General features: G+C 48.2%; 20 protein-coding genes. 7 read left to right on the top strand and 13 right to left on the bottom strand.

Annotated features, from left to right (window positions below; all coding sequences use genetic code 11):
* Window positions 1-7: 7 nt before the first annotated feature.
* Complete coding sequence (locus D515_RS16415) at window positions 8-1,519, top strand: CoA-acylating methylmalonate-semialdehyde dehydrogenase (protein WP_002540140.1); 1,512 nt, start codon at window positions 8-10, stop codon at window positions 1,517-1,519.
* 66 nt (window positions 1,520-1,585) lie between these two features.
* Here D515_RS16415 and D515_RS16410 read toward each other — a convergent pair whose 3' ends face one another.
* A complete protein-coding gene (locus D515_RS16410; RefSeq protein ID WP_002540139.1) occupies window positions 1,586-2,611 on the bottom strand; it encodes an NAD-dependent epimerase/dehydratase family protein in 1,026 nt (341 codons plus the stop codon).
* 100 nt (window positions 2,612-2,711) lie between these two features.
* On the opposite strand from D515_RS16410, the gene D515_RS16405 reads away from it, so the two are divergent.
* Window positions 2,712-3,314: a TetR/AcrR family transcriptional regulator gene (locus D515_RS16405; RefSeq protein WP_002540138.1), complete on the top strand. Its 603-nt coding sequence runs from the start codon at window positions 2,712-2,714 to the stop codon at window positions 3,312-3,314.
* 59 nt (window positions 3,315-3,373) lie between these two features.
* On the opposite strand, the gene D515_RS16400 is transcribed toward D515_RS16405, so the two are convergent.
* The 10 genes from D515_RS16400 to miaE form a co-directional block, all read right to left on the bottom strand.
* Entirely contained in the window at window positions 3,374-5,002 is a 1,629-nt protein-coding gene (locus D515_RS16400; protein WP_002540137.1) for an acyl-CoA synthetase, read from the bottom strand.
* 9 nt (window positions 5,003-5,011) lie between these two features.
* Complete coding sequence (locus tag D515_RS16395; protein WP_002540136.1) at window positions 5,012-5,806, bottom strand: enoyl-CoA hydratase; 795 nt, start codon at window positions 5,804-5,806, stop codon at window positions 5,012-5,014.
* Window positions 5,807-5,954: 148 nt separating this feature from the next.
* Window positions 5,955-6,593, bottom strand: coding sequence for a response regulator transcription factor (locus D515_RS16390; protein WP_002540135.1), 639 nt, complete (start codon window positions 6,591-6,593; stop codon window positions 5,955-5,957).
* A complete protein-coding gene (locus D515_RS16385) occupies window positions 6,586-7,962 on the bottom strand; it encodes a cache domain-containing protein (RefSeq protein ID WP_002540134.1) in 1,377 nt (458 codons plus the stop codon). Before D515_RS16385 ends, D515_RS16390 begins: the two co-directional genes overlap by 8 nt.
* Before the next feature lie 61 nt (window positions 7,963-8,023).
* A complete protein-coding gene (locus tag D515_RS16380) occupies window positions 8,024-9,316 on the bottom strand; it encodes a TRAP transporter large permease (protein WP_002540133.1) in 1,293 nt (430 codons plus the stop codon).
* Window positions 9,317-9,320: 4 nt separating this feature from the next.
* Complete coding sequence (locus D515_RS16375) at window positions 9,321-9,842, bottom strand: TRAP transporter small permease subunit (protein WP_002540131.1); 522 nt, start codon at window positions 9,840-9,842, stop codon at window positions 9,321-9,323.
* A gap of 63 nt (window positions 9,843-9,905) precedes the next feature.
* On the bottom strand, window positions 9,906-10,988 hold the full coding sequence (locus tag D515_RS16370) for a TRAP transporter substrate-binding protein (RefSeq protein WP_002540130.1): 1,083 nt from the start codon (window positions 10,986-10,988) through the stop codon (window positions 9,906-9,908).
* 362 nt (window positions 10,989-11,350) lie between these two features.
* Window positions 11,351-13,078, bottom strand: a complete 1,728-nt coding sequence (locus D515_RS16365; RefSeq protein WP_002540129.1) for a hypothetical protein — start codon at window positions 13,076-13,078, stop codon at window positions 11,351-11,353.
* Between the two features lie 383 nt (window positions 13,079-13,461).
* A complete protein-coding gene (locus tag D515_RS16360; RefSeq protein WP_002540128.1) occupies window positions 13,462-14,202 on the bottom strand; it encodes a sporulation protein in 741 nt (246 codons plus the stop codon).
* A 112-nt stretch (window positions 14,203-14,314) separates the two neighbouring features.
* A complete protein-coding gene (gene miaE, locus D515_RS16355; protein WP_002540127.1) occupies window positions 14,315-15,094 on the bottom strand; it encodes a tRNA isopentenyl-2-thiomethyl-A-37 hydroxylase MiaE in 780 nt (259 codons plus the stop codon).
* Window positions 15,095-15,327: 233 nt separating this feature from the next.
* On the opposite strand from miaE, the gene D515_RS16350 reads away from it, so the two are divergent.
* From D515_RS16350 to D515_RS16340, 3 genes are all read left to right on the top strand, one after another.
* The gene (locus tag D515_RS16350) at window positions 15,328-16,023 is read left to right on the top strand and encodes a pirin family protein (RefSeq protein ID WP_002540126.1); all 696 of its coding nucleotides are present in this window, start codon (window positions 15,328-15,330) and stop codon (window positions 16,021-16,023) included.
* Between the two features lie 132 nt (window positions 16,024-16,155).
* A complete protein-coding gene (locus tag D515_RS16345) occupies window positions 16,156-16,476 on the top strand; it encodes an antibiotic biosynthesis monooxygenase family protein (RefSeq protein ID WP_002540125.1) in 321 nt (106 codons plus the stop codon).
* Between the two features lie 9 nt (window positions 16,477-16,485).
* Window positions 16,486-17,175, top strand: a complete 690-nt coding sequence (locus D515_RS16340) for a helix-turn-helix transcriptional regulator (RefSeq protein WP_002540124.1) — start codon at window positions 16,486-16,488, stop codon at window positions 17,173-17,175.
* A 45-nt stretch (window positions 17,176-17,220) separates the two neighbouring features.
* Here the strand turns inward: D515_RS16340 and D515_RS16335 are convergent, their stop codons facing one another.
* Together D515_RS16335 and rne are read right to left on the bottom strand one after the other, a co-directional pair.
* Window positions 17,221-18,777, bottom strand: coding sequence for a SulP family inorganic anion transporter (locus D515_RS16335; RefSeq protein WP_002540123.1), 1,557 nt, complete (start codon window positions 18,775-18,777; stop codon window positions 17,221-17,223).
* A 305-nt stretch (window positions 18,778-19,082) separates the two neighbouring features.
* Window positions 19,083-22,121, bottom strand: coding sequence for a ribonuclease E (gene rne / locus D515_RS16330; RefSeq protein WP_002540122.1), 3,039 nt, complete (start codon window positions 22,119-22,121; stop codon window positions 19,083-19,085).
* Window positions 22,122-22,643: 522 nt separating this feature from the next.
* Between rne and rluC the strand changes: the two genes are divergently transcribed.
* Together rluC and D515_RS16320 are read left to right on the top strand one after the other, a co-directional pair.
* Window positions 22,644-23,600: a 23S rRNA pseudouridine(955/2504/2580) synthase RluC gene (rluC, locus tag D515_RS16325; protein WP_002540121.1), complete on the top strand. Its 957-nt coding sequence runs from the start codon at window positions 22,644-22,646 to the stop codon at window positions 23,598-23,600.
* The gene (locus tag D515_RS16320; protein WP_002540120.1) at window positions 23,590-24,231 is read left to right on the top strand and encodes an HAD family hydrolase; all 642 of its coding nucleotides are present in this window, start codon (window positions 23,590-23,592) and stop codon (window positions 24,229-24,231) included. Before rluC ends, D515_RS16320 begins: the two co-directional genes overlap by 11 nt.
* Window positions 24,232-24,337 lie beyond the last annotated feature (106 nt).

Below are 24,337 nucleotides of genomic sequence, written 5' to 3'. Positions count from 1 at the left end.
CCAAGACATGGAAACAGTTCATAACTTTATTAACGGACAAATCGCACAAAGCAGTACTGAACGATTTGGCGCAGTATTCAACCCGGCGACTGGCGAGCAGACCCGTCAGGTGGTATTGAGCAAAGCAGAAGAAGCAGAGGCGGCGGTGGCTGCCGCGCATGCCGCTTTTCCTGCATGGAAGAAAACGCCACCATTACGCCGTGCCCGTGTGATGTTCAAATTCAAAGCGCTGCTTGAAGCGAATCAGGATAAGTTGGCTCGCCTTATCAGCAACGAACACGGTAAAGTCTACTCTGATGCCGTCGGCGAGTTGACCCGCGGATTGGAAGTCGTCGAGTTTGCTTGCGGCATTCCTCATCTACAAAAAGGGGAGAGCTCGGCGAATGTGGGCTCTGGGGTTGATAGTCATTCTATTATGCAGCCGCTTGGCGTGTGTGCAGGTATCACCCCGTTTAACTTCCCCGCGATGGTGCCAATGTGGATGTTCCCGATTGCCCTTGCTACCGGTAACACCTTTGTTCTGAAGCCTTCTGAGAAGGATCCGTCTTTGGGTCTGATGCTGGCTGAGTTACTGAAAGAAGCCGGATTGCCGGACGGCGTGTTCAACGTGGTCAACGGCGACAAAGAAGCGGTTGATGTGCTGCTGACGGATCCCCGTGTTCAGGCTGTGAGCTTTGTTGGTTCAACACCTATCGCGGAATACATTTACTCCACGGCGTCTGCGCATGGTAAACGCTGTCAGGCACTCGGTGGTGCAAAAAATCACTGTATCTTGATGCCTGATGCCGACCTTGAAATGGCAAGCGGCGCGATAGTCGGAGCTGGCTTTGGTGCAGCGGGCGAGCGTTGTATGGCGCTGTCTGTTGTTGTCGCTGTGGGTGATGAAACCGCCGATAAGCTGGTGGCTTCGCTGTCAGAAAGCATCAACAAAATGCGTGTAGGCCCGGGTATTGTAGACGGCCCTGAAAACGACATGGGGCCAGTTATTTCGGCACAACATCGCGACAAAATTGTCGGCTACATTGATGCGGGCGTTGAGCAGTCCGCGAAGCTGGTTGTCGATGGGCGTGGTTGTCAGGTGGAAGGACATGAGAATGGCTACTTTGTCGGCCCAACCCTGTTTGATGATGTGACGCCTGACATGACCATTTATCAGGATGAAATCTTTGGCCCTGTGTTGTCTGTAGTCCGCGTGCCTGATTACCAAACAGCATTAGAACTGATTAACCGCCATGAGTATGGCAATGGCTCTGCCATTTTTACCCGCGATGGTGAAACCGCCCGCCAGTTCAGTGAAGACGTGTTAGCAGGAATGGTGGGTGTCAATGTACCAATTCCAGTGCCGATGGCATTCCACAGCTTCGGCGGTTGGAAGCGTTCAATCTTTGGGCCTCTGAATGTGCACGGCAACGATGGCGTACGTTTCTATACCCGAATGAAAACCGTCACCACTCGCTGGCCAGCCAGTGTAAGGCTGGAAACCCACGATAGTCATTTCACTATGCCGACCATGGGGTGAGTGGAATAAACGAAAAAGGCCGCAATCGCGGCCTTTTTCTTTGCTGTTAGCGCTTGGTAAGCAGGATTAGCTTTGCAGTGCATGAACCGCTTTGGCTGTATCTTGAATGGATTCAACGGCAGGTCTTGGTGTCCAACCGAAGATCTCTTGGGTTTCTGAGTTATTGGCATTGAGATTCATGTTCAGCATTCCCAACATTCCCTTGGCTTCACGGTCAAACAATGCAGTGAACTTCAACAGAAAGTTTGGCGCTTTTCGAGTGCTTGGACCTTTGTAGCCTTGGTCTTTCATCACTTGTGCCATTGTCAAAAAGCTTACCGGATCGGCAGTGGCGGCAATAAGTCGTTTCCCTTTTGCACCTGCTTCAGACAGTGCCTTAACATGTAACACAGCCAAATCGCGCACATCGACCATAGGCAGGGATATATTCGGCACCATAGGCACTTTGCCGCGAAGCATTTGGTCGGTCAGCGTCATCGTTTGTCCTGTGATGTTTCTACCAAGCGGAGGACCGAATACGCCACCTGGGTTGACCACAACCAACTCCATGGCGTTTTCATCTGAAAGAGTTTCCATGAATTCCCACGCTGCACGCTCCGCCAGCGTTTTACTTTTGGTGTAAGTGCTGATCTCGGTTGAGTTGGTATCCGTCCAGTTGTCAGGGCCGAATGTACCTGTCTTCATCGTACCCATCATCGAAAGGATGGAGCTCGTCAAAACAACACGTTTAACGCCAGCAGCTTTACCTGCGCGCAAGGCGCGAAGTGAACCCTGAACAGCAGGGATGATCATTTCATCTTCGGTTTTAGGGTTGGCAATCGTGAAAGGAGAAGCAATGTGCATGATGTAATCGCATCCTGCTGCTGCTTCATCCCAGCCATTGTCAGAGGTCAGGTCCAAATGAGCAAAACTCAGGTTGGCAGTATCTACCGACGCTGCTTCAAGTGTTGCGCGAACTTCATTTTCTTTCGCTTCACTTCGAACAGAGCCAACAACTTCAAAGCCTTGTACAAGTGCTTCTTTCGCACAGTGGAGTCCAATAAAGCCTGAAATGCCGGTCAGCAGCACTTTTCCGCGAGTATCTTGCGCCATGGTAGATGTCCTTTTCGAATTGTTTATTAAAATACTAGGTGGTACATTAATGCCAATCAGAACATACTGTCAATAATAAAATACCAGCTGGTACTTAAATATGACCCAAGAAAAAACCAAAGCGGCCAGGGGAAGACCCAAGACCATCAACCGGGAACGTATTCTGGATGTGGCAATGAAGGCCTACTGGCAAGAAGGTACCCGAGGTGTTTCCATCAACGAAATCTGCAAGCTGGCAGAAGTGTCCAAACCCGGTCTGTACAGGGAGTTTGGTAATGAAGACGGATTAATGGAGGCAGCGCTAGCAGCTTATATTGAGCAAACATTTTCCCCTTTGATTGCCACGTTAGAAAGCCAAACTTCGCTAAGCGGTGTGCTGGCGGAATTGGTGGAATTCGTCTGCAATGAGCGAAAAGAGTTACCTGATGGGTGCCTGATGGTCAAAATGCGGGATACCCAAACTAAACTCGGGGACAAAACACAGAATGCGTTAGCTGAAATTCATTACCAATTTATGGCTTTCATCGAGGGTTGGGCTCAGAGAGCGAGGGAAGGCGGAGAGATACCTGAAACCATGTCTAACCAGTTTGTGGCAGATTACATCGATGCACAATTAACCGCAGCTTTGGCGCAGCGTGCGCGTGGAGAAGATGTCGAGAAAGTGAATGCGGTGTTGAAGATGGCGTTTTCTGTACTAGCGTGAGACAGAGGTAAATAGCCGCATTGGCGGCTTTTTCAGTACAAGAAAACACGCGATGAAGCCTATTTGGATTGCTTAACCTGCTCCCGCAACTGGAACTTCTGGATTTTCCCTGTTGGCGTTCGGGGAATCATGGCAAAGGCAAAGTGTTTGGGGACTTTAAACCCAGCCATGTGATTGCTGCACCATGTTTTTAATTCCTGCTCTGAGACGACTTTACCTTCTCCGAGCTCAACAAAGGCAAAGGGGACTTCCCCCCATTTTTCATTAGGGCAGGCAACCACAGCAGCAACTGCAACGGCAGGATGTTTGTAGAGAACATCTTCAATTTCGATGGATGAGATGTTTTCGCCACCTGAGATAATGATGTCTTTGGAGCGGTCTTTAAGCTGAATGTAGCCATCTGGGTATTTCACCGCTAAGTCACCGGAGTGGAACCATCCCCCTGCAAATGCAGACTCAGTGGCGGTCAGGTTCTTGAAATATCCCTTCATCACCACATTGCCGCGGAACATGACTTCACCAATGGTCTTTCCGTCTGCAGGGACGGGCTCCATGGTCTCTGGGTTCATCACATCCAAGGCCTCGAGCGGTAGATATCGAACCCCTTGCCGTGCTTTGAGTTTGGCTTGATCCTGAATCGGCAGGTCATCCCACTCATCATGCCATTCATTCACGACAGCAGGGCCATACACTTCTGCCAAACCATAGAGATGAGTGACTTCAAAACCTGCCTGCTGCATCTTCGCGAGTGTGCTCTCCGGGGGAGGCGCGGCAGCGGTGAAAAACGCCACTTTGTCAGAGAGTGGCTGGGTTTGGTCAGACAGAATAATATCCATGACGATCGGCGCGCCACAAAGGTGAGTGACTTTATGCTCGGTTAGTGCATGCCAGATTGGCTCTGCGCGAACCTGTCTAAGACAAACGTGTGTGCCGCAGATAGCTGACATCGTCCATGGGAAGCACCAGCCATTGCAGTGAAACATCGGAAGTGTCCAGAGATACGTCGAATACTTGGGCATCTCCGCAGTGAACACATTCCCTAGAGCCAGAAGGTAAGCACCACGGTGATGACACACCACACCCTTCGGGTTGCCCGTTGTACCGGAGGTGTAGTTGATGGAAATGGCATCCCATTCATCTTCTGGCATCAACCAGCGAAAGGATTTGTCCCCCTGACTGATAAAGGTTTCGTAGTCCTGATAGGTTGAGTTGGGTGTTTCTTTAGTCTCTTCAACCCATACAGGATCACTGTAAACAATGACAATTGGCGAACGCTCTGCCAGTTCGAGTGCATCCTTGGCGACCGATAAGAACTCCTGATCAACAATCAGTACCTTGGCTTCCGCATGATCAAGCTGATAAGCAATGGTGGCAGCTTCTAAGCGGGTATTGATGGAATGTAAAACTGAGCCCGCCATAGGCACGCCATAATGGCATTCCAGCATGGCGGGCGTGTTGGCTAACATAGCAGAAACTGTGTCACCCCGACCAAGGCCGAGATTGGCCAGCTGCGACGCTAACTGACGGCTTCGGTCATAGAAGGTTTGATATGTAATTCTCAGGTCGCCATGAACAATGGCAAGCGAGTCTGGATAGTTTGATGCTGTGCGCTCGAGAAAGCCAAGGGGCGTCAGTGGTTGGTAGTTTGCAGGGTTACGGTCCAGTCCAATGTTATAAAGATTCGACATCGCTGAACCTCACTGATTTCGCCAGACAGGAGGACGTTTTTCAACGAAGGCGCTAATCCCTTCTTCGCCGTCTTCCGTCAGCATATTGTTTACCATGACTTCGCTGGCGTAGGCATAAGCTTCTTTTAGATTCATTTCCTGCTGGCGGTAAAACGCTTCTTTTCCGATAGCCAGTGTCAGAGAGGATTTGGCTGCGATCTTATCCGCCACTTCCTGTGTCAGTGCTTTTAAAGAAGCGCTTTCAGTGACGCGATTAATCAGCCCCATTCGCTCTGCATCAGCGGCAGAAAGCATGTCCCCGGTGAGCAGCATTTCCATGGCATGCTTGCTCGAAACGTTTCTGGAAAGAGCAACCATCGGGGTAGAACAGAAAAGACCAATATTCACGCCCGGTGTGGCAAAACGAGACGTGTCAGAGGCATAGGCGAGGTCACAACTGGCCACCAACTGACAACCCGCTGCGGTGGCAATACCGTCGATTTCTGCGATCACAGGTTTAGGGCAGTTCACAATGGCAGTCATCATCGCGGCACATTGGCTCATGAGAGAGGTGAAAAAGGCACGGCCTTTATCGTCATTATTTCGGGCAGCAGTGATTTCTTTGAGATCATGTCCAGCGCTGAATGCGGGGCCATTGCCAGATAGAACAACCACTTTTACATCGGATGAAATAGAAGTGTCAGTGATGGCTTGGTGAAGCGCTCCAATCATAGCCTGTGAGAGAGCATTGCGCCGCTGGGGGTTGTTCAAGGTTAATCGTAATACGCCATTGCTACTGAGCTCTTTTTCTATCTGCGCTGTCATCGGTGGTTCCTATCCTTGGCTGTTTGCTAAAAGGTCAGTACAGAACACAACGTCAGGCGATGAAAGGTTAGAAGTAAGACTTGTCGGAAACTCAATATTGAAAGACGCATAACGTTGATAAGAGCCGACAACAAAGAAAGTTGGGTGACTAAGTAAGATTGTTCCTTAGTGCATAGTCGACCATTTCAGCGGTAGAGGAGACGTTCAGCTTATGCTTGATGTTCTGGCGATGGGTTTCCACGGTGCGCACACTGATATCTAATTGCTGGGCGATTTTCTTGCTGCTCAAGCCCTTTGCAACAAGAGCAAGCACGGTTGTTTCGCGTTGGCTGAGTATGTTCTTTTTGTTCTCGGATTTTCGGGACTCTTTGACCATATCAAAAAGCGCCTTACTAGAGCTTTGGCAAAAGTAACTGGCGCCGTCATTAACGGTTTTAATCGCATTGATCATTTCTTCCAGCGAGACATCTTTGAGGATGTAGCCAGAAGCGCCGGACTCCATCACTTTCTGAATGTACTCACGGTTATCATGCATGGTCAAAATGAGTATTTTGGTCTCGGGGTGGTTTTGACTGAATAGTTTGGTGGTTTCGATACCGTTGAGCACTGGCATACTGATGTCCATCAATACCACGTCAGGTTTCAAAACTTTGGCTTTCTCAAGCGCCTCTACACCGTTTACCGCTGTACCTGCGACAGCAACGCCAGGTTCATTTTCGATGCGGGCAACAAACCCTTCCAGAACGGCACGGTGATCATCGACCAGCAATACACGAATGTCATCCATGATTTCTCTCCATGATTATGGTGCTGAGTTCCAACAGAATACTCACTTCCGTTCCCCGCTCTTTTTCTGCACTGATTTCAAAGTCACCACCGATAAATTCGATGCGCTCCCGCATATTTCTTAGACCGATCCCCCGACCTTTGAGCGCTTCGGAAACGTTAAAGCCTTTGCCATCATCGCGAATGATTAACTGCAATCTTTCCCCCAACTTTGACAAGATTATGTCGACGTTTCTGCATTGGCTGTGCTTTTCAATATTCACCAAGGACTCCTGCACCACCCGGTACAAGGTGGTGGTGACTTCCGGAAGCAGTTTGTCATCAAAATCATCCAAATGGGTGTCGATTTGAATGTTCTGTGAAGTAGCAAAGTCTGATGCTAGCAATTCAAGCGCAGCATTAAGGCCAATATCGTCTAACGCGGAAGGACGAAGGTTACGCGAAATGTTACGTACTTCTTTAATCGCTTTTATCAGAGAGGTTTCGCCTTTCTGAAGGTGTTCTCCGGCAGTGGTACTTCCGTTCTGGTGTAGCTCTTTTGACAGCAACTCAATATGGCATTTTGCAGATACCAGTAACTGGTTAACGCAGTCATGTAGTTCACGGGAAATGTACTTTTTCTCGTCTTCTTGCAGCATCACATTGCGAAACGCCAACTCACGTAGCCTTTCATCAGCGATTCGGTGCTCGTGTAAATTAACTGCCAGCGCAATCACCACCATGATGAGCACACTAGAAACCAGAATAACCAATATGGCGATGTAGGTATGATTAATACTGGTTTGAACATCCTGTTTGACCCCTTCGATCTGCTCGCCAATATCTTCAATGTAAAGCCCAGTACCTACCATCCATTTCCACTTGGGTAGCCATATGGCATAGCTCAGCTTTGGGACGACTTCATTGGTAGAGGGTTTATGCCATAAATATTGATGAAAGCCGCCGCCCGCCTTGGCTGAAGCAAGCAGATTCTGGATCAGGAAATTGCCATTAGAATCTTTTAGATTGATAAGATTCTGGCCTTCCAACTCTGGCATGATGGGGTGAGCGAGGTTAAAGCCCGCTTCGTCATAAACAAAGAAATAGCCATCGTTGCCGTAGCGAAGCTGACGCAGTACTTCCAAGGCCTGATGTTTAAGCTCTGACTCGTTTCTTGATGTGTCATCGTACAGGTAATCGATGCTCTGGATAGCAAGGTGAACGTAGTCTTCCAGTGCTTGCTCTTTGGTCGTGAGCATACTCTCGCGGAAGGTGGAGATTTCCTTTACGCCGAGGGATTGGGACTGGTTAATGGTTATCCAGCCGATGACGTAGCTGATAACCACGAGAGGGATCACTGTCATCAAAATGATCTTCAATTTAAGTGACATGTCCCTCTCTCCTTTAAAATGCAAAGGTCTTTGTAATATTAATCGCTTAACGCGTTTTTGCTTAGTTTCCGCCAAGGCCATAGAAAGCCGGGAAGATCAGAATACTGAGCAGTACCGCAGCCTGAATGGCGATAAACGGCAATACACCCCGGTAAATATCTCCAGTGGTAATAGAGGGTGGGGCGACGCCTTTGAGGTAAAACAGACTGAAACCAAACGGCGGCGTTAAGAAAGAGGACTGTAAATTCATCGCAATCAGGATGGCGAACCAAACCATATCAATACCAATCAGTTGAGCGACTGGCGCTAATATCGGCACAATGATGAAGCAGATCTCCACAAAGTCGATAAAAAAGCCCAGCAGCAGCACAACGAGCATGGTCAGGATCAGAAAGCCCCATTTATCGCCCGGCAATGCTGTCAGCCACTCTTCAACCAGATAATCGCCACCTGTATAGGTAAATGCCATTGAGAAGGCGGTCGCGCCAATCAAAATACCGAACACCATCGCGGTGACTTTGACGGTTTCTACAGCACTTTCAAACATCAGGCGGACTGAAAACTGTCCGTAAACCAATGCCAACACGATAGCGCCAACACCACCTAAAACGGCTGATTCTGTAGGGGTTGCAATACCCGCGAAAATGGAACCCAACACCACAATGATGAGCGCGAGGGGCGGGATAACGGCTTTCAGTGCATCGATGATTTCTGCGGTTCTGTCCTGATCGGGCAGGCGTGTCATGGCCCTGGCGGCTTGTGGATTAAGAAAGGCATAAATCAGGATGTAAGCGATATAGGCACCAACCAATATCAGACCCGGTAAAACAGCAGCTTGAAACAGATCGCCCACGGGAATGCCGAGTACATCACCGAGTAAAATTAGGATGATGGAAGGAGGAATGATTTGTCCCAGCGTACCTGACGCGCAAATGGTGCCGCAGGCCAGTGACTTTGCATATTGATACTTCAGCATCACTGGCAGGGAAATCAGCCCCATTGCCACGACAGAGGCACCCACAACACCAGTGGAGGCCGCCAGCAGACAGCCAACTAATACGGTTGAAATGGCCAATCCGCCTCTAACGCCGCCAAACAGTCGAGCCATCGCTTCTAACAACTGCTCTGCCAATCGGGTTTTTTGCAACACCAGCCCCATGAATACAAATAAGGGTACTGCCATCAACACAGTGTTTTCCATCACACTCATAATGCGAAACGGCATGAAGGCAAACATCTCGACGCCTTCTGCCCAAATACCGAATATCAGCGCGATACCACCAAACGTGAAGGCGACAGGAAAGCCAAGTAGCAGTGCAAAGAGAGCAACCACGAACATTACAATACCAATCATGGTGTTACTCCTTTATTTGGTCGTTGGACATCAAGCGTTGAATGGCATTTAAAGACTTCGATATGCCAATCAAAAACAGAAAAAGGAAAGAGGCAGGGATCATCCCTTTGATGACCCAACGATGCGGTAAGCCACCGGGGTCGCCACTGCCTTCACCTAATTGGTAGGCCTCTCTGGTAAAGTCGAGACCGAAATAAAAAATCAGAAAGCTGAAAGGTAACAGCAAGATAAGGCAACCAAGTAAGTCGATGACCGCCTGAATTTTCTGAGGCCAGCGCTCGTAAAATACGTCAATACGGACATGTCCTCCCGTTTTCAGGGCATAGGGGATACCCAGTAAAAACACAGCGGAAAACAGATGCCATTCAAGCTCTTGGGAACCAATCGATACTTGATTGAAGACGTACCTCATCACCACGTTGTAAAACACGTTGATAACGAGCAGCAGGAAAAGGGTACTGGCTATCCAGCCCAGCACATCAGCGATTCTATTAATGGATCGCTCAAGTAATAACAGCGTATACATGCTCACTCCATGAACAAAAAAGCGCCGGGTGGGATATCCCGGCGAAAAACAACTTCATGCCTTCTATTGGCCTTGAAGATAAGCTTCCTCAGAAATGGAGGTCCAACGGCGTATTTTGTCCAGGTAGGCCTGTTGGGAGTCGAGGATCTTTTTCGCTTGCGCATCTTTGTCGGCGTAGTTCGCCAGTAATTTGGTGTTGGCAGAGCGCAAGGCATTAATCACATCATCAGGGAACTGTTTAACCTGAATGTCGGGATATTCGGCGGTCATTTCTTCCCACGCTTCTGCGCTGGCATGCGCGTTTTGGATATACATGTCGTAAGCTGCAGTGCGCATGGCTACGCGAAGGATTTCCTGCAGATCTTCAGGCAGGCGTTCCCAGGTTCGCTTGTTGACGAGAAATTGCAGCTCAGTCGCGGGCTCATGCCAGCCTGTGTAGTAGTAAGGAGCAATTTTGTGAAAGCCCATACGTAAATCCAGCCCTGGGCCTACCCATTCCAACGCATCAATGGTGCGTCTTTCCAGAGCGGTATAAAGCTCACCGGGGGCGATGTTTGTCGGGCTCGCACCTAGCTCAGCCAATACTTCACCAGCAAAGCCGGGAATACGCATCTTAAGGCCTTCCAAGTCATCCACTGAGTTGATTTCTTTTTGGAACCAGCCACCCATTTGAACGCCGGTATTACCGCCGGGGAAGGAAAGAAGATTGTGTGGGGCATAGACTTCTTCCATCAGTGCCATGCCGTCTCCATGATAGAACCAACCATACTGTTCAGAAGCGACCATACCGAATGGCATGGTGGTGAAGAACAGCGTGTTTGGCACTTTGCCTTTCCAGTAATACGAGGCTGAGTGTCCCATGTCATATTGGCCTGACTTCACCATGTCGAAGACACCGAATGGAGATTTGTGCTTATTAGATGAGTCGATGCGGATCTTAAGACGTCCATTGGACATTTTCTCCGCCATGGCAGCCATATTCTTTGTGGCATCACCGAAAATGGGGAAGTTAGGTCCCCAGGTTTCGGCTAATGTCAGTCGGTAGGTTTTCTCCGCGGCAAAGGCAGAAAAACTGAGGACGGCAGAGAGGCAAATACATGCAAATGCTGCCAGTACTTTTTCAGTTTTTGAATGTAGAGGTTTCATGTCGCATTTCCTTATTGCTATAGAAATTCCAACGACACGATGAATAACAATTTGATAACAATGAATTCGTAATACCGCGCAAGTAATTGTATGAATTGCCATCATCACTACGTAGATGTTTCCTACGTATTTTTTCGGATCTTATTTATTTAAGGCCATGAATTCTTGGTGGAATAAGGCTAGTCGTGGCTTCAGGAAAGTAAGCAAATACTACGTATTTCTTGTGATGGATTTCATTTGAAGGTTTGTTGCTTATTTGTGATCGTGGTGGGTTTTGGCCAACACCTCTCCTGAATAATCTGTCTGGGAAGAAAAGAGAAAGGCCTACACGGTAGGCCTTTTAATCAATTGTTTAGCCATGATTATGGCGAGGTTTTGCAGCCTTTTCGGGTAACATCCACAGTCTTTGACTTAGTGCCTTCACCCAAACAGTAGGTACCAATTAACCTTGTTGTACAGGAAGGCAACCCATTTTCGTCTGCTGTGATAGTGACATAGATGGTGTTAGACAATCTTGTTCCAAGAGTATCACCATGTTGGCAGTAATTTTTATAGAACTCAGTCATATAGGCATTTACATTGGTGAGTGTTTTGATCTCCGATTGTCCGATGTAGCCGATACTCATCGCGTCGACCGATTGTGAACCACCCAGCTCAGTCTTCCAGGATATGCTTCCTTTGGTTCTCGATGTCATGTAGTACTTCTGAACTGTTGATTTTTCACAGTCCATGACTAAACCGCCGCTAAATGGCGCATCAATGTCAGAGCCTCGTATGTAAGAATAAAGCTTATCGCTGTTGTTACAGTTAAACGATGGCTCGTCATTATCATTGATGGTCCCAGTGCCTGATTTGAGGTCTGATTCATCCTCTTTTACCCAAGCATCAAGAGTAAAGGTTTTCGCAGGCTCATCGTTGTCATCGTTGATAGTGGGGACAATAACGCTGAATATATTGTCGCCCGGTTCAAAATTGACGCTCACGCCTTCATTATTGAGTGTTACATCTTTGGTTGTACCATCATAACCAATCGTTACATCAGCGCTATAATCCACATTCACTTTGGCCGTATTATCTTTTATTGCTAGAACAACGTCCTTGTCTGCTTTTAGCTTTTGGTTAAGAGACACATAAAAGGTTGCATTTTGTCCTTCAGTAACGGTGTCATCTGACACATCTGAGACTTCAATGTTGCGCTCACTTGGAAATATAGTCGCGTCATAGCACTCGTGACTTTCCTGAGTGTTAGTTGCCATAGCACTAATGCGATTTGGGAATAAACCAACAACGACTTTTTCACCTGTCTCCGGGTTCAGCCGAACCAGTTTGGTGCTGTTGATATTACCCGTTACGTTTTGGTTTTTTGCTGCAATTAAAACCTGTCCGTTCTGATCAAGGGTGGCTGCAGTGATGAAGTCAACAAAGTGGAAAGATTCCAATTTGGCAACAGCATTACTGGTGTTGATGCTGAAGGTTCTGCCGTTAGTAATAAATAGCAAATCGCCTTTATAAAACACAAAGTCCCCCCAGCTTGAAAAACCAGAGTAACCGAGTGTTGGCTTGTCAAACTCTGCGATGTCAGTGGTACTGGCTGTTGAAGGGTCAATAGTAAAGAGTTTTCGGTTGTCAGACGCATACAAAGTCCCGGTGGCGGGCTCAAAAGCCATCCGAAAAACGCTGGGAATGTTGCCGACGATAGTATGCGTATTGGTCTGAGAATCGAAATAAGCGAGTTGGTTAGGCTTTAGCTTGGACGCATGGAAATCAAGGCTTGCAAATTCATCCGCCGACGTATCTTGCCCTAATCCCTCAACATAATAGGCTTCGGGTCTCGGCGCACTCACATAATAAATACGGTTGGTGTTTTTGTCGTAAGCCATGGCTGAGGTGCTGAACTCAGCGCGCGATTTTTTAATTGCCCGATCACCGTTGTAGGTGCCTGACAGCTTTTTTGTCTCCTGTAAATCAATCATAAATCCAACATGTCCGCGTCCTGCATTCATGGCATAGACGTTTCCATAACATTCGGCTTTAGCGCCGATAGATATAACACTCGCAAGGATAAAACCTGCAATTAATCGCTTCTTCATGAGCTTCCTCTTTGGATTGTTACACTTGGGTTAAGGAAATGTTTCAATTGCATGTTGATACTACTAATGTGGTTTTATATTGAATGACTCACATATGAGACGTTGTGGTTTTTTTAGCTTTAGTGTTTTCTAATTGAGCTCATTAGTGATTGAATAATAAATTTAATTAGTTAGTGCTAAATATGCGGGTAATGAATATTCGAAGTGTTAATAATGTTTACAGTTATTGTTGATTTATGCTTAATAAAACAAGATCTGTATTAACTATCAAAAAGCGGACAAGCTGTGATTGTGAGATGGAAGTAGAGAGGTTCTGGAAGGCTTGGCGAAAGGTCAGAAAAAAGGGCCTATGAGGCCCTATCAATTATTGCTGCAGTACTATGTCAGACGCTCAAAATCGGTGCCAGCGCCTGTGAGACTTCGCCTTCAGATGCATCACGGGAAATGGTGAACGAGCGATAGGTATCACCGCGGCCGAATGAACGGTCAATCTCGGCAAGGCAGTGGATAACCGAACCATCCAAGATGAAAGAAAGCTCGATTTCCTTCTTGTTGAACATGCCGCTGTTTTTGAATTCAAGCTCTTGATAACAGCCAGAAACAGAGGCAAAGCCATTGCCACGCAAATGTCCTTTCTCTACATCTGCCTTCACTAAGTTAAAACCTTCACGTTCAATGGCGGAAAGCACACGTTGTACTGCAGGCAGTGGGCGAACTTCCAGATAATCTCGGTCAGTTGGGTCGATGGCGAAATCGATGTCCAGAACAGTCTCTACCCAAACATGGCTCTGGTTGAGCTTTGCATTGACGGCCGTAATTGGCGTTTCGGCATGCAGTTTTAGTTCGAACGGCACTTCTTTTTCTTCACCCGGTTGAATGGTGAAAGGATCATTTGCCTGAATATGACCAAGGACAAAGACCTGATAACCCACACCAGAGTCAGACTCAACTTTGACTTCAGTGCAGAGTTTCAGTGTGATGGAGTCAATCTCTTGCTCGACATCTCCACCCTTGATATGAACGGTTCCTCGCAGGGTTTCGCCTTGGTAAACAGATTCATTGTGAAGGATGGTATCGACTTTGGTTGCGCCAATACCTAAAGAAGCTTTGAGTTTCTTGAACATAGTAATCCTTGATTGTTCAGTGTCATTCCCTGTTTACCGAACATTGGCTGTCGGTGCAAGTCACAGACAGTATAAAGAAAAAGTCAGGGGACAAGGCCCTGACTTTGTCGAGTTATGCGGCGAGTGACGGCACGCCACTGTGGAAACGGAACATATCATCTGGTGTTTGGATGAGTTCGGCTTCTTTCTCACCAATCGCTTTCACGCGGTCGGAAATATCTCCGCCAGCAATGGCTGCCGCCAGTTTCAAATAATCCTGATAGTGGCGTGCTTCTGACCGCAGCAGAGAGATATAAAACTTACGCAGTTCTTCATCCAAGTACGGTGCGACTTTGGCAAAGCGCTCACATGAGCGAGCTTCGATGTAAGCGCCAATAATCAGCTTGTCGATAAGCATCGCTGGCTCATGCGTACGGACAATTGACATCAATCCTCGTGCGTAGCGGCCGGCATTGAGCGGGCTGTATGGCATATCACGTTTTTCCATGATTTCGATGACCTGCTCGAAATGATGGAATTCTTCTTTAATCAGTCGAACCATTTTGTCGATTAAATCTGGGCCGTGTTCGAAACCTTCCTTGGGTTTTAGTGGAGCGCTCAGCCCATTCTTTTTAGCGTGGAAAATCCCATCACGCATGCCACGGTAAACGAAATCTTCATAGGGTTTTGCCCACTCCAAAAGTAGCTCGCCGCTGGACGCGTCAATGGCGTACTTGCGGATAAGCCACATTGCGGTTTGGCTGGCTTTTAATTCGCAGTTAGCGTGATCACGCAGAAGTATGGTTTCGTTTTCAGGCTTAATGGCCTCATCAATCCACGTCTGTGGCGTTTCGCAGTGCAGAAACCCGCGCACTGGCTCGAGCAAACTTTCTAATTCTGGGCTTAGCGACATCGATTTTCTTTGGTCTTTTTTAGTGCTTTGAAGACGGCAATTATATACCCAAACGACCTGAATATGCTCGCATTGAGCCACTACTTTCGGGCGAGTTGACTGGCGCCATGCCCTTTGTTGTTCCTTTTTGATGTTCGAAAAAGTTGAACATCAAACTCAAATCTCTCTGGTTTTATTCAAGATTGGGATTGCTTAACCTTTAAAGCAATAAGTTAAGCGCAAAGGAGGTCGAAATGATTGATATCCGTAAATCTGAGAAACGTGGCCGTGCAAGCTTTGGTTGGCTGGACAGTCGCCACACCTTCTCTTTTGGTCATTATCATGACCCTGAGCAAATGGGTTTCTCGGCGCTTCGTGTGATTAACGATGATGTGGTGAAACCATCGACTGGGTTTGATACTCACGGTCACCGTGATATGGAGATCATAAGTTATGTTCTGGACGGTGTGATTGAGCATAAAGACAGTGAAGGGAATATCCAGTCTCTGCCAGCCGGTGAATTTCAATTGATGTCTGCAGGGAAGGGGATTTACCACAGTGAGTACAATGGCTCTTCCGACAGTGACCTTCGCTTCCTGCAAATTTGGATTCAGCCTAATGAGAAGGGTGGAGCACCAGGTTATCAGCAGAAGGACTTTGGTAAAGCATTGGGCTTCACTGAGATAGCAACGCCTGATGGCCGTGATGGCACATTGCACATTAAACAAGATGCCCGATTACTGCAGTTAATCCTTGAAAACGATAGTTCGGAAACTTTCACCCCGGAAATGGGCAGCAATGTGTATGTGCATGTCGTAGCGGGTGAGTTGTCAGTGAATGACGATGCTCTCTCAGCTGGCGACGGTGCAAAAGTTAGCGGGCTCTCCCAACTCTTGCTGAAAAATAACGGCTCAGAAAACGTCACTGCTTTGGTCTTCGATTTACCGTAATGTGTTTAAGCTCTTGAAATAGAAGGTCAGCCAAAAGCTGACCTTTTTTTGTTTCTGGGAAACGCTCCTGACACGATCTGTCAGTAGGTGTCAGTAATCTCTTCTCAACCCCACACGAAAGGAGATAACACCATGGATAACATTGTAGAAACCGTAAGATTCAAACTGAAAGACGGCGCGGATATGAAGGCATTTGTTGAGGCAGCAGAAGGCACTATTCCCTTTATTAAAGGATGTGAAGGCTATCTTTACCGTTCGCTGAGTCTTAATGAGCAGACACAAGAATGGACAGACATTGTTTACTGGGCGACACTCGCTGATGCTAAGGCAGCGTCAGACAACTTCATGAAGGATGAAGGTGCTCAGAAGATGGTGTCTTATATTGATGCTTCAACGCTAGTGATGGCCCACGAGCAAATTAAAATGAGTCCTTGTATGACTGAAACAGCTTAGGAAGAGTGAATGAGTAAATCGGAGCGCTTGTTTGAGCTTTTAACACTGCTGCGTAGTAAACGTTACGCGGTGACGGCCAAGTCGTTGTCGGAAGAGCTGAAGGTCAGTGAGCGCACGATTTACCGTGATATCCAATCCCTGCAATTGTCCGGTGTTCCCATTGAAGGCGAAGCAGGGATTGGTTACCTGTTAGGCAAAGGCTCTCACCTTCCACCGCTAATGTTTACTGAAGAAGAAATCGTCGCATTGGAACTTGGCATGCAAATGGTACGAGCATGGTCAGATAAGAGTTTGGCGGCTGCTTCTGAATCTGCCTCAAGAAAAATCCAGTCCATACTGCCAGAACACCTTAAAGCCCAGATTGACGCTTTGCCTCTTGCGGTGCCTGACTTTTACATTGAATCAGAATGCACCGTATGGCGAGAAAGCTTGCGCGCAGCGACGACTGAAAAACAAAAAGTCCGCATCAAATATAAAACTGGCGAAGGAATATACTCCGAGCGGATTGTTCACCCTCTAGGCCAGGTATTTTGGGGCAAAGTCTGGACGCTGGTGGCATGGTGTGAGCTACGGGATGATTATCGAAGCTTTCGCGTTGATCGTATTGAGCGTATGGAAGCCCTCAAAGAGCATTTTGAAGCCGGTGAGTTAAAGTCTTTCCAACATTATCTATCGCTCTGCGAAGAAGAGAATAGGTAATAAAAAAGCGGGCCATTCAGCCCGCTTCTTCATCATTGAAATTCATCACGCCAGAACGTCGGTTGCAACCTTGTAGCTTGGGTCTTCGATGTGGTTAATTTCAACCAGGCTGCCCGCTTTAGTCAGCAGCGCCAAACAGTCTTGTGACAGATGACGAAGGTGGAGCGTCTTACCCGCTTTGCTGTATCGCTCAGCCAGCGTTTCAATCGCTTCGATGGCTGAGTGGTCAGCCACACGGGATTTACCAAAATCGACAATCACGTCTTGTGGGTCGTTCTGAGCATCAAATAGTTCAAGGAAGTTAGCCACTGAGCCAAAGAACAATGGACCATTCACTTCATAGATTTTTGAACCTTCTTCATTGATGTGGCTTGATGCATAGATGTGTTTCGCGTGTTCCCATGCGAACATCAGCGCCGACACAATCACACCAACGATAACCGCAATCGCCAGGTCAGTCATAACGGTAACAACAGTCACCAGCACGATAACGAAAAAGTCGCGTTTTGGTACACGGCTGGCCAGCTTGAACGTTGCCCATTCAAATGTGCCGATAACCACCATGAACATCACACCAACCAGCGCTGCCAGTGGGATCATCTCAATCAGCGAAGAGGTGAACAGGATGAAACAGAGCAGGGCCAGTGCGGCAACGATGCCAGACAGACGGCCACGGCCACCAGAGTTAACGTTGATCATCGACTGACCAATCATCGCACAGCCGCCCATCGCACCGAATACGGAACAGGTTACGTTCGCGACACCCTGGCCTACACATTCGCGGTTACCGCGGCCGCGGGTGCCGGTCATCTCGTCAACGACGGTTAGGGTCAACAGAGATTCAATCAGACCAACAGCTGCCAGAATCAAAGAGTATGGCAGGATGATGTATAGTGTTTCCAGATTGAATGGAACAGTTGGGAAAGCGAAAGTCGGCAGTGAACCAGCAAGCGTTGCGTTCTCGTCACCACTCATTGAGCGCAGGAAGTCGACAACTGTGCGGGTATCCAGATCCAGCAGGACAACAGCCGCAGTCACAGACACAATCGCAACCAGAGAAGAAGGTACTGCGGTGGTGATTTTGGGCAGGAAATGGATGATAGCCATGGTAATCGCCACCAAGCCAAGCATCAGATACAGTTGCTCGCCTTGCAGCCATTCCATTTCACCGTTCAGGCCAGGCACCTGGAATTGACCAAGTTGAGCAAGGAAGATGACGATAGCCAGACCGTTAACGAAACCAATCATTACCGGGTGTGGCACCATACGGATAAATTTACCGAGCTTAAATACACCCGCCAGAATTTGAAGAGCTCCCGCCAGCATGATTGCCGCAAAAAGATATTGAATACCGTGTTCTGCGACCAGGCTGACCATGACCACAGCCATTGCGCCAGTCGCACCAGAAATCATACCAGGGCGACCGCCAAGGATAGAAGTCAGTAGACCCATGATGAACGCAGCATACAGGCCAACCATTGGGTCAACGCCTGCAACGAAAGCAAACGCAACGGCTTCTGGTACCAGAGCGAGTGCAACAGTCAGACCCGACAGAATGTCGTTCTTGGCCGAGTGTTTAGGAAACTTGGGGAATTCAAACATCTTGTTCGGTTACTTCTCTAAAAGTGGGTTGTTGGCAATTCGACAAAGACGGCGATACTACCTAAAAGTGTGATTTTGTTCAATCTTGGTAACGTATTTGTGAAACTTAAAAGCAGGTTACGTCTAGGCAGAACAGCGGGTTATAACAAAAAAGACGTGCTGCAATTAGCCAAACTGATTAGACATCAAAGCGATGGCAGTTTGATGAATAAGACCCTAAAAGCCCAAGAGGTGGCTTTTTGTTCGGGTACAGATACATAAAAAAAGAGCCATGCTAGGCATGGCTCTTTCTGATTCATCACTTCTTACTGGAAGTTCGGCTTGGTCGCTGGCGCTGCGGCGCTGTTGGTTGCCGTTTGGCTACCTGCTTGGCGCGTTTCAGCTCGCTCACTGCGGAACTCAGCAATGGCTACTTCAATCGCTGATTCAGCGCTTTCCGGTGCTGGCGCTTTTGTCATTGGAGACGTTGCACGACCGATGCGAATAGCAGGCTTAGCAGGTTTCTCTGCTTCTACAGCAGGGATTTCGCTAGATTCCATCACGCTCTTCACATTGGTTTCTTCAGCTTTTGGCGCTTCTACCTGTTCAGCTACAGCTTCGACAACTGGCTCTGCAGCAGGTGCTTCTACTTCTTCCGGTGCATTAACAGCAACTGGCAGTTCTTCGTTTAGGGCGTCAGCACCTTCGTACTTCGCTTTTTCTTCCAGCACAGTGGGTGCTGAACGACGAACAATGACTTTACCCATTGCCATTTCAGGGAAGGCTACACCACCAACAGCAACTGTCTTAGGTGCTGGAGCTTCGTCAGTAACAGGTGCTTCTGTCACTGCTTCTGCCACAACCGGGGCTTTCAGTGCAGCTTTCGAAGGCCATACTTTACCCATTGCCATTTCTGGAGAAGCAACACCAGACTTCAGAACGACCTTGTTGCGCTTTTCAACGATAGAAACAGCCGTTTCCATCATGTCCAGTTGGTCAAGGCCTTGCTCAGCGTTTGCTGATTCGTCTTCGCGGTTGCTGCGACGACGACGTTGGCCACTTGCACGCAGGTGACGAGGTGAACGGCGGTTACGACGCTTCTCTTCACGTTGCTCACCATTATCGTTCGTCTCGGCGGTCTGAGGTGCGTCAGTAGTGGTCGCTTCTGCTTTCGCTTCTTCCGCTACAGCTTTGCCCATTTCGTGAAGTGGGTTTACTGCGGCGATTTCAACTTCTTCAGTATCACCAACACGGACTTTCTTGTTCAGTTTACGGCGTTGACGGCGCTGTTTTACTTTCTCCGTCTTTTCCGCTTTCTCTTGCTTGTTAGCTTGAGACTCTTCTTTTACTGGCTTAGCCGCTTTCGCTTGCTGTTGACGTTGGTCAGCTTTTTCTGCCTTGTCAGTCTGCTTGCGGTTTTGCTTCTTAGCTTGTTTTTCCGGACGCTCATTTGAACGTTCGTTATTTTCAGCGCGCTCTTTGCCACGACGTGGTTTCTTATCTCCACGCTCGCTTCGTTCATTGCGCTCGCCATTCTTGCTGTTTTCGTCGCGCTGACCATTGCGCGAGCCACGACGGGTGCGATCTTGAGAACGCTTGTGGTCACGACGGTTACGAGACTCGCGTTTTGGTTCTTCTTTCTTCTCTTCTTCAGCCGGCGCACTTGCGAACAGGCCAGAGATGAAAGATACCAGACGAGAGATCAGACCAGGTTTAGCTTCAACTGCTGCTTTTGCTGCTGGCTTGGCAACCGGTGCCGGAGAAGCAGGGGCAGCGAAACTTTGCAATGCTGGCTCTTCGCGTTTCTTAACAACGCGCTCAGCTGGTGCGTCGTCTTTGCCTTCAGTCTCACGCATTGCTTCCAGTTGTTCTGGAAGGCGGTAAGACAGTGAAGTCACTTCGTCACCACCGCGGATACGAACCACTTCAAAGTGTGGGGTTTCCATGTTGGCGTTAGGTACAACGATAACGCGGACGTTGTGATACTTCTCAACGTGCTGCACTGAGCGGCGTTTTTCGTTGAGCAGGTAAGAAGCAACCGGAACGGGTACTACAGCCATTACTTGGGCGGTGTTTTCCTTCAGCGCTTCTTCTTCGATCAGACGCAAGATAGACAGAGACAAAGATTCGTTATCACGAATCACACCAGTACCTGTACAGCGAGGACAGATGTGGTGGCTGGCTTCTGCCAGAGAAGGGCTCAGACGCTGACGAGACATTTCCAGCAGACCAAAGCGTGAAATACGACCGATTTGAACGCGTGCACGGTCCATACGGACAGCTTCACGCAGACGGTTTTCTACTTCACGTTGGTGGCGAACTGGGGTCATATCGATGAAGTCGATAACAACCAGACCACCAAGGTCACGCAGGCGCAATTGACGTGCAATTTCGTCCGCTGCTTCAAGGTTTGTCTGCAGGGCGGTTTCTTCGATATCAGAACCCTTGGTCGCGCGAGCGGAGTTGATGTCGATAGAAGTCAGTGCTTCGGTAGGGTCGATAACAATCGAACCACCGGAAGGCAGACGCACTTCGCGCTGGAAGGCAGATTCAATCTGGCTTTCGATTTGGTAGTGGCTGAAAAGTGGAACTTCACCTTCGTAGCGTTTAACGCGACTCAGGAAGTCAGGACGGGTAGCCTGAATACGCTCACGAGCCTGATTGTAAACTTTCTCACTGTCGATCAGCACTTCACCGATGTCACGACGCAGGTAATCACGGAATGCACGCGCAATCACATCGCTTTCCTGATAGATCAGGAATGGCGCTGGTTTAGAATCAGCGGCGCCTTGGATGCGTTCCCAGTTGTTCAGCAGGTAGTTTAAATCCCATTCCAGCTCTTCAGCAGATTTGCCAACGCCAGCAGTACGAACGATCAGACCCATGCCCTGAGGCAGTTTCAGACCAGACATTGCTTCTTTCAGTTGGCTACGCTCTTCACCTTCGATACGACGGGATATACCGCCAGCACGAGGGTTGTTTGGCATCAGAACAAGGTAACTACCAGCGAGAGAGATGAAAGTGGTCAAGGCAGCGCCTTTGTTACCACGTTCTTCTTTATCAACCTGAACAATCACTTCCTGGCCTTCTTTCAACACCTCTTTGATGTTTGGACGACCTTGGTAGCTGTAATTGTCTGGGAAGTATTCGCGGGCAATTTCTTTAAGAGGAAGGAAACCGTGACGCTCAGAACCATAGTCTACGAATGCTGCTTCAAGACTTGGCTCAATACGTGTAATACGGCCTTTATAGATGTTTGCTTTCTTCGATTCATGGCCAGGGCTTTCGATATCCAGATCGTATAAGCGCTGACCGTCAACCAATGCGACGCGCAACTCTTCCTTTTGAGTTGCGTTAATCAACATTCTTTTCATATCAAATTGTTCTCGATTATTTGTTGTTATTAGTTGTCGGATACGAGAGAAAGAACGCAATGCTGCCAGGTCCCAAGTCTGATGTTAATGCAGCCTCACGGCTGGGGAATCAGGGACGCTCTAGGGCACTACTTATCCACCCACTGATACGGAATTAAGATATTCACTCCGGTTTATTCAGTCGGCTATTCGCCACAAATGGCGACAGTCTCTTTGACACTGGTTATTTATCCCGTCGTGCCAACAAACTAACGGGTGCTTTATTCCTCATGTCTTACGCCGAGTGCTGCATGATTAAGACACCGTTAACTGCCAGCTGATCAAGATACTACTCAGAAATAGTGCTAGTGGCGGTTAGGGGTCTGAGATAAAGCGGTAAAGATTTACTCTATTTGTCGACTTTTTAGTCGTGGCGAGCAAAAAAGCTTCAAACTTTTCTGCTTTACGGCGCAACTATAGCAGGGACACTTTTTTGCAGCAAACTACTTTGATGCAATGTAGAATCTACGCCCTATGAATACTGAAAAACCTAAAGTGCAATTCATCGACATTTCAGATGACATTGCAGGCCAGCGGATCGATAACTTTCTCCGAAATAGGCTTAAAAACGTACCTAAAAGTATGATTTATCGCGTTCTGCGTAAAGGAGAGGTGCGAGTTAATAAAAAACGCATAAAACCTGAATATAAGCTTCAGGCGGGCGATGTTATTCGCGTACCACCTATCAAGATCCCAGAGACAGCGCAGGCTGAGGCACCCAGTACCAAACTGAATCGTGTTGCAGAGTTGGAAAAATGTGTGATTTATGAAGACGATCACATGTTAGTGCTCAACAAACCGTCAGGCACTGCGGTTCACGGCGGAAGTGGTCTGCACTTCGGCGCCATTGAAGCGATGCGCGCATTGCGCCCAGACGCACGCTTTCTAGAACTGGTGCACCGTATCGACCGCGATACCTCAGGCATCTTGCTAATTGCTAAGAAGCGTTCAGCATTGCGTCATTTGCAGGCGCAATTCCGTGAGAAGACGGTGCAGAAATACTACTTTGCTCTAGCCATGGGTAACTGGAAGCCTTCTATGAAGAAGGTAACTGCGCCACTTCTTAAAAACGAAGTGAACAGCATTGTTCGTGTAAACCCGAATGGTAAGCCGTCTGAAACCCGCTTTAAAGTGATGGAACAGTTCGAGCAAGCGACTTTGGTGCAAGCTAGCCCAATAACTGGCCGTACCCACCAAATCCGTGTGCATGCGCAATATGTGGGACATCCACTGGCGTGGGACGATCGCTATGGCGATCCAAGGTTTGATGCTTACACCAAGAAGTTTGGTTTGAGCCGTCTTTTCCTGCACGCAGCCAATATCAAGTTTACCCACCCGGGAACCGAAGAACTGATGGATATCTCCGCCCCGATGGATAAGCAATTAGAAAGAGCACTGGAAGGTTTAAGGAAAGCGCCACGTGTTAGCTAACTATAAGTTGGTCATTTTTGATTGGGATGGCACCGTGATGGATTCTGTCGCGCGTATTGTTTCCAGTCTGGAAGCTGCTGCCCATCTCACGGGTGGTTTGCCAGAGTTGTCTGGTGATGAGCTCAAACAGATGATTGGCCTGAGCCTCGACAAAGGGTATGAATTTCTCTATCCCGGGGCGCCTTTAGAAAAACTGGATGAGTGGAAACGCCATTACGGGCAACAGTTTCGTGTCGATAACGATACGCCTATTGACCTGTATCCTTCTACTTTTGCGTTTTTGGAAACGCTAAAGCAAAGAGGGCATTTGCTCGCGGTTGCGACAGGCAAATCCCGCCCGGGCTTAGATAAGGCCATTGCGGATACCGGCACGTCAGCATTTTTTGTGGCGACTCGCACTGCGGATGAAACGGCTTCAAAACCTGACCCATTGATGCTCAATGAGCTTTTGGCTCAGCTTGGTGTTGAGGCAAAAGAGGCTGTGATGGTGGGGGACACAACACACGACATGCATTTGGCGCAAAATGCTGGCGTAGATGCTATCGGTATCACATGGGGTGTCCATGACAGGACGACGCTGGCAGCTTACCATCCTGTCGCGATTGTAGATTCTCTGGAAGCACTTCTTTAAATCGTCGACGAAAGATAAGAAGAAAGTGGGGCGATAGCCCCATTTGCAGATATACCCAAACGACCTGAAGATGCAGGATTCAGCGAGATTGACTGGCGTTGTGATC

It is taken from the genome of Grimontia indica, from assembly GCF_000333895.2.
Lineage (GTDB): Bacteria > Pseudomonadota > Gammaproteobacteria > Enterobacterales > Vibrionaceae > Enterovibrio > Enterovibrio indicus.
This window is presented reverse-complemented; position numbering and strand designations above follow the sequence as displayed.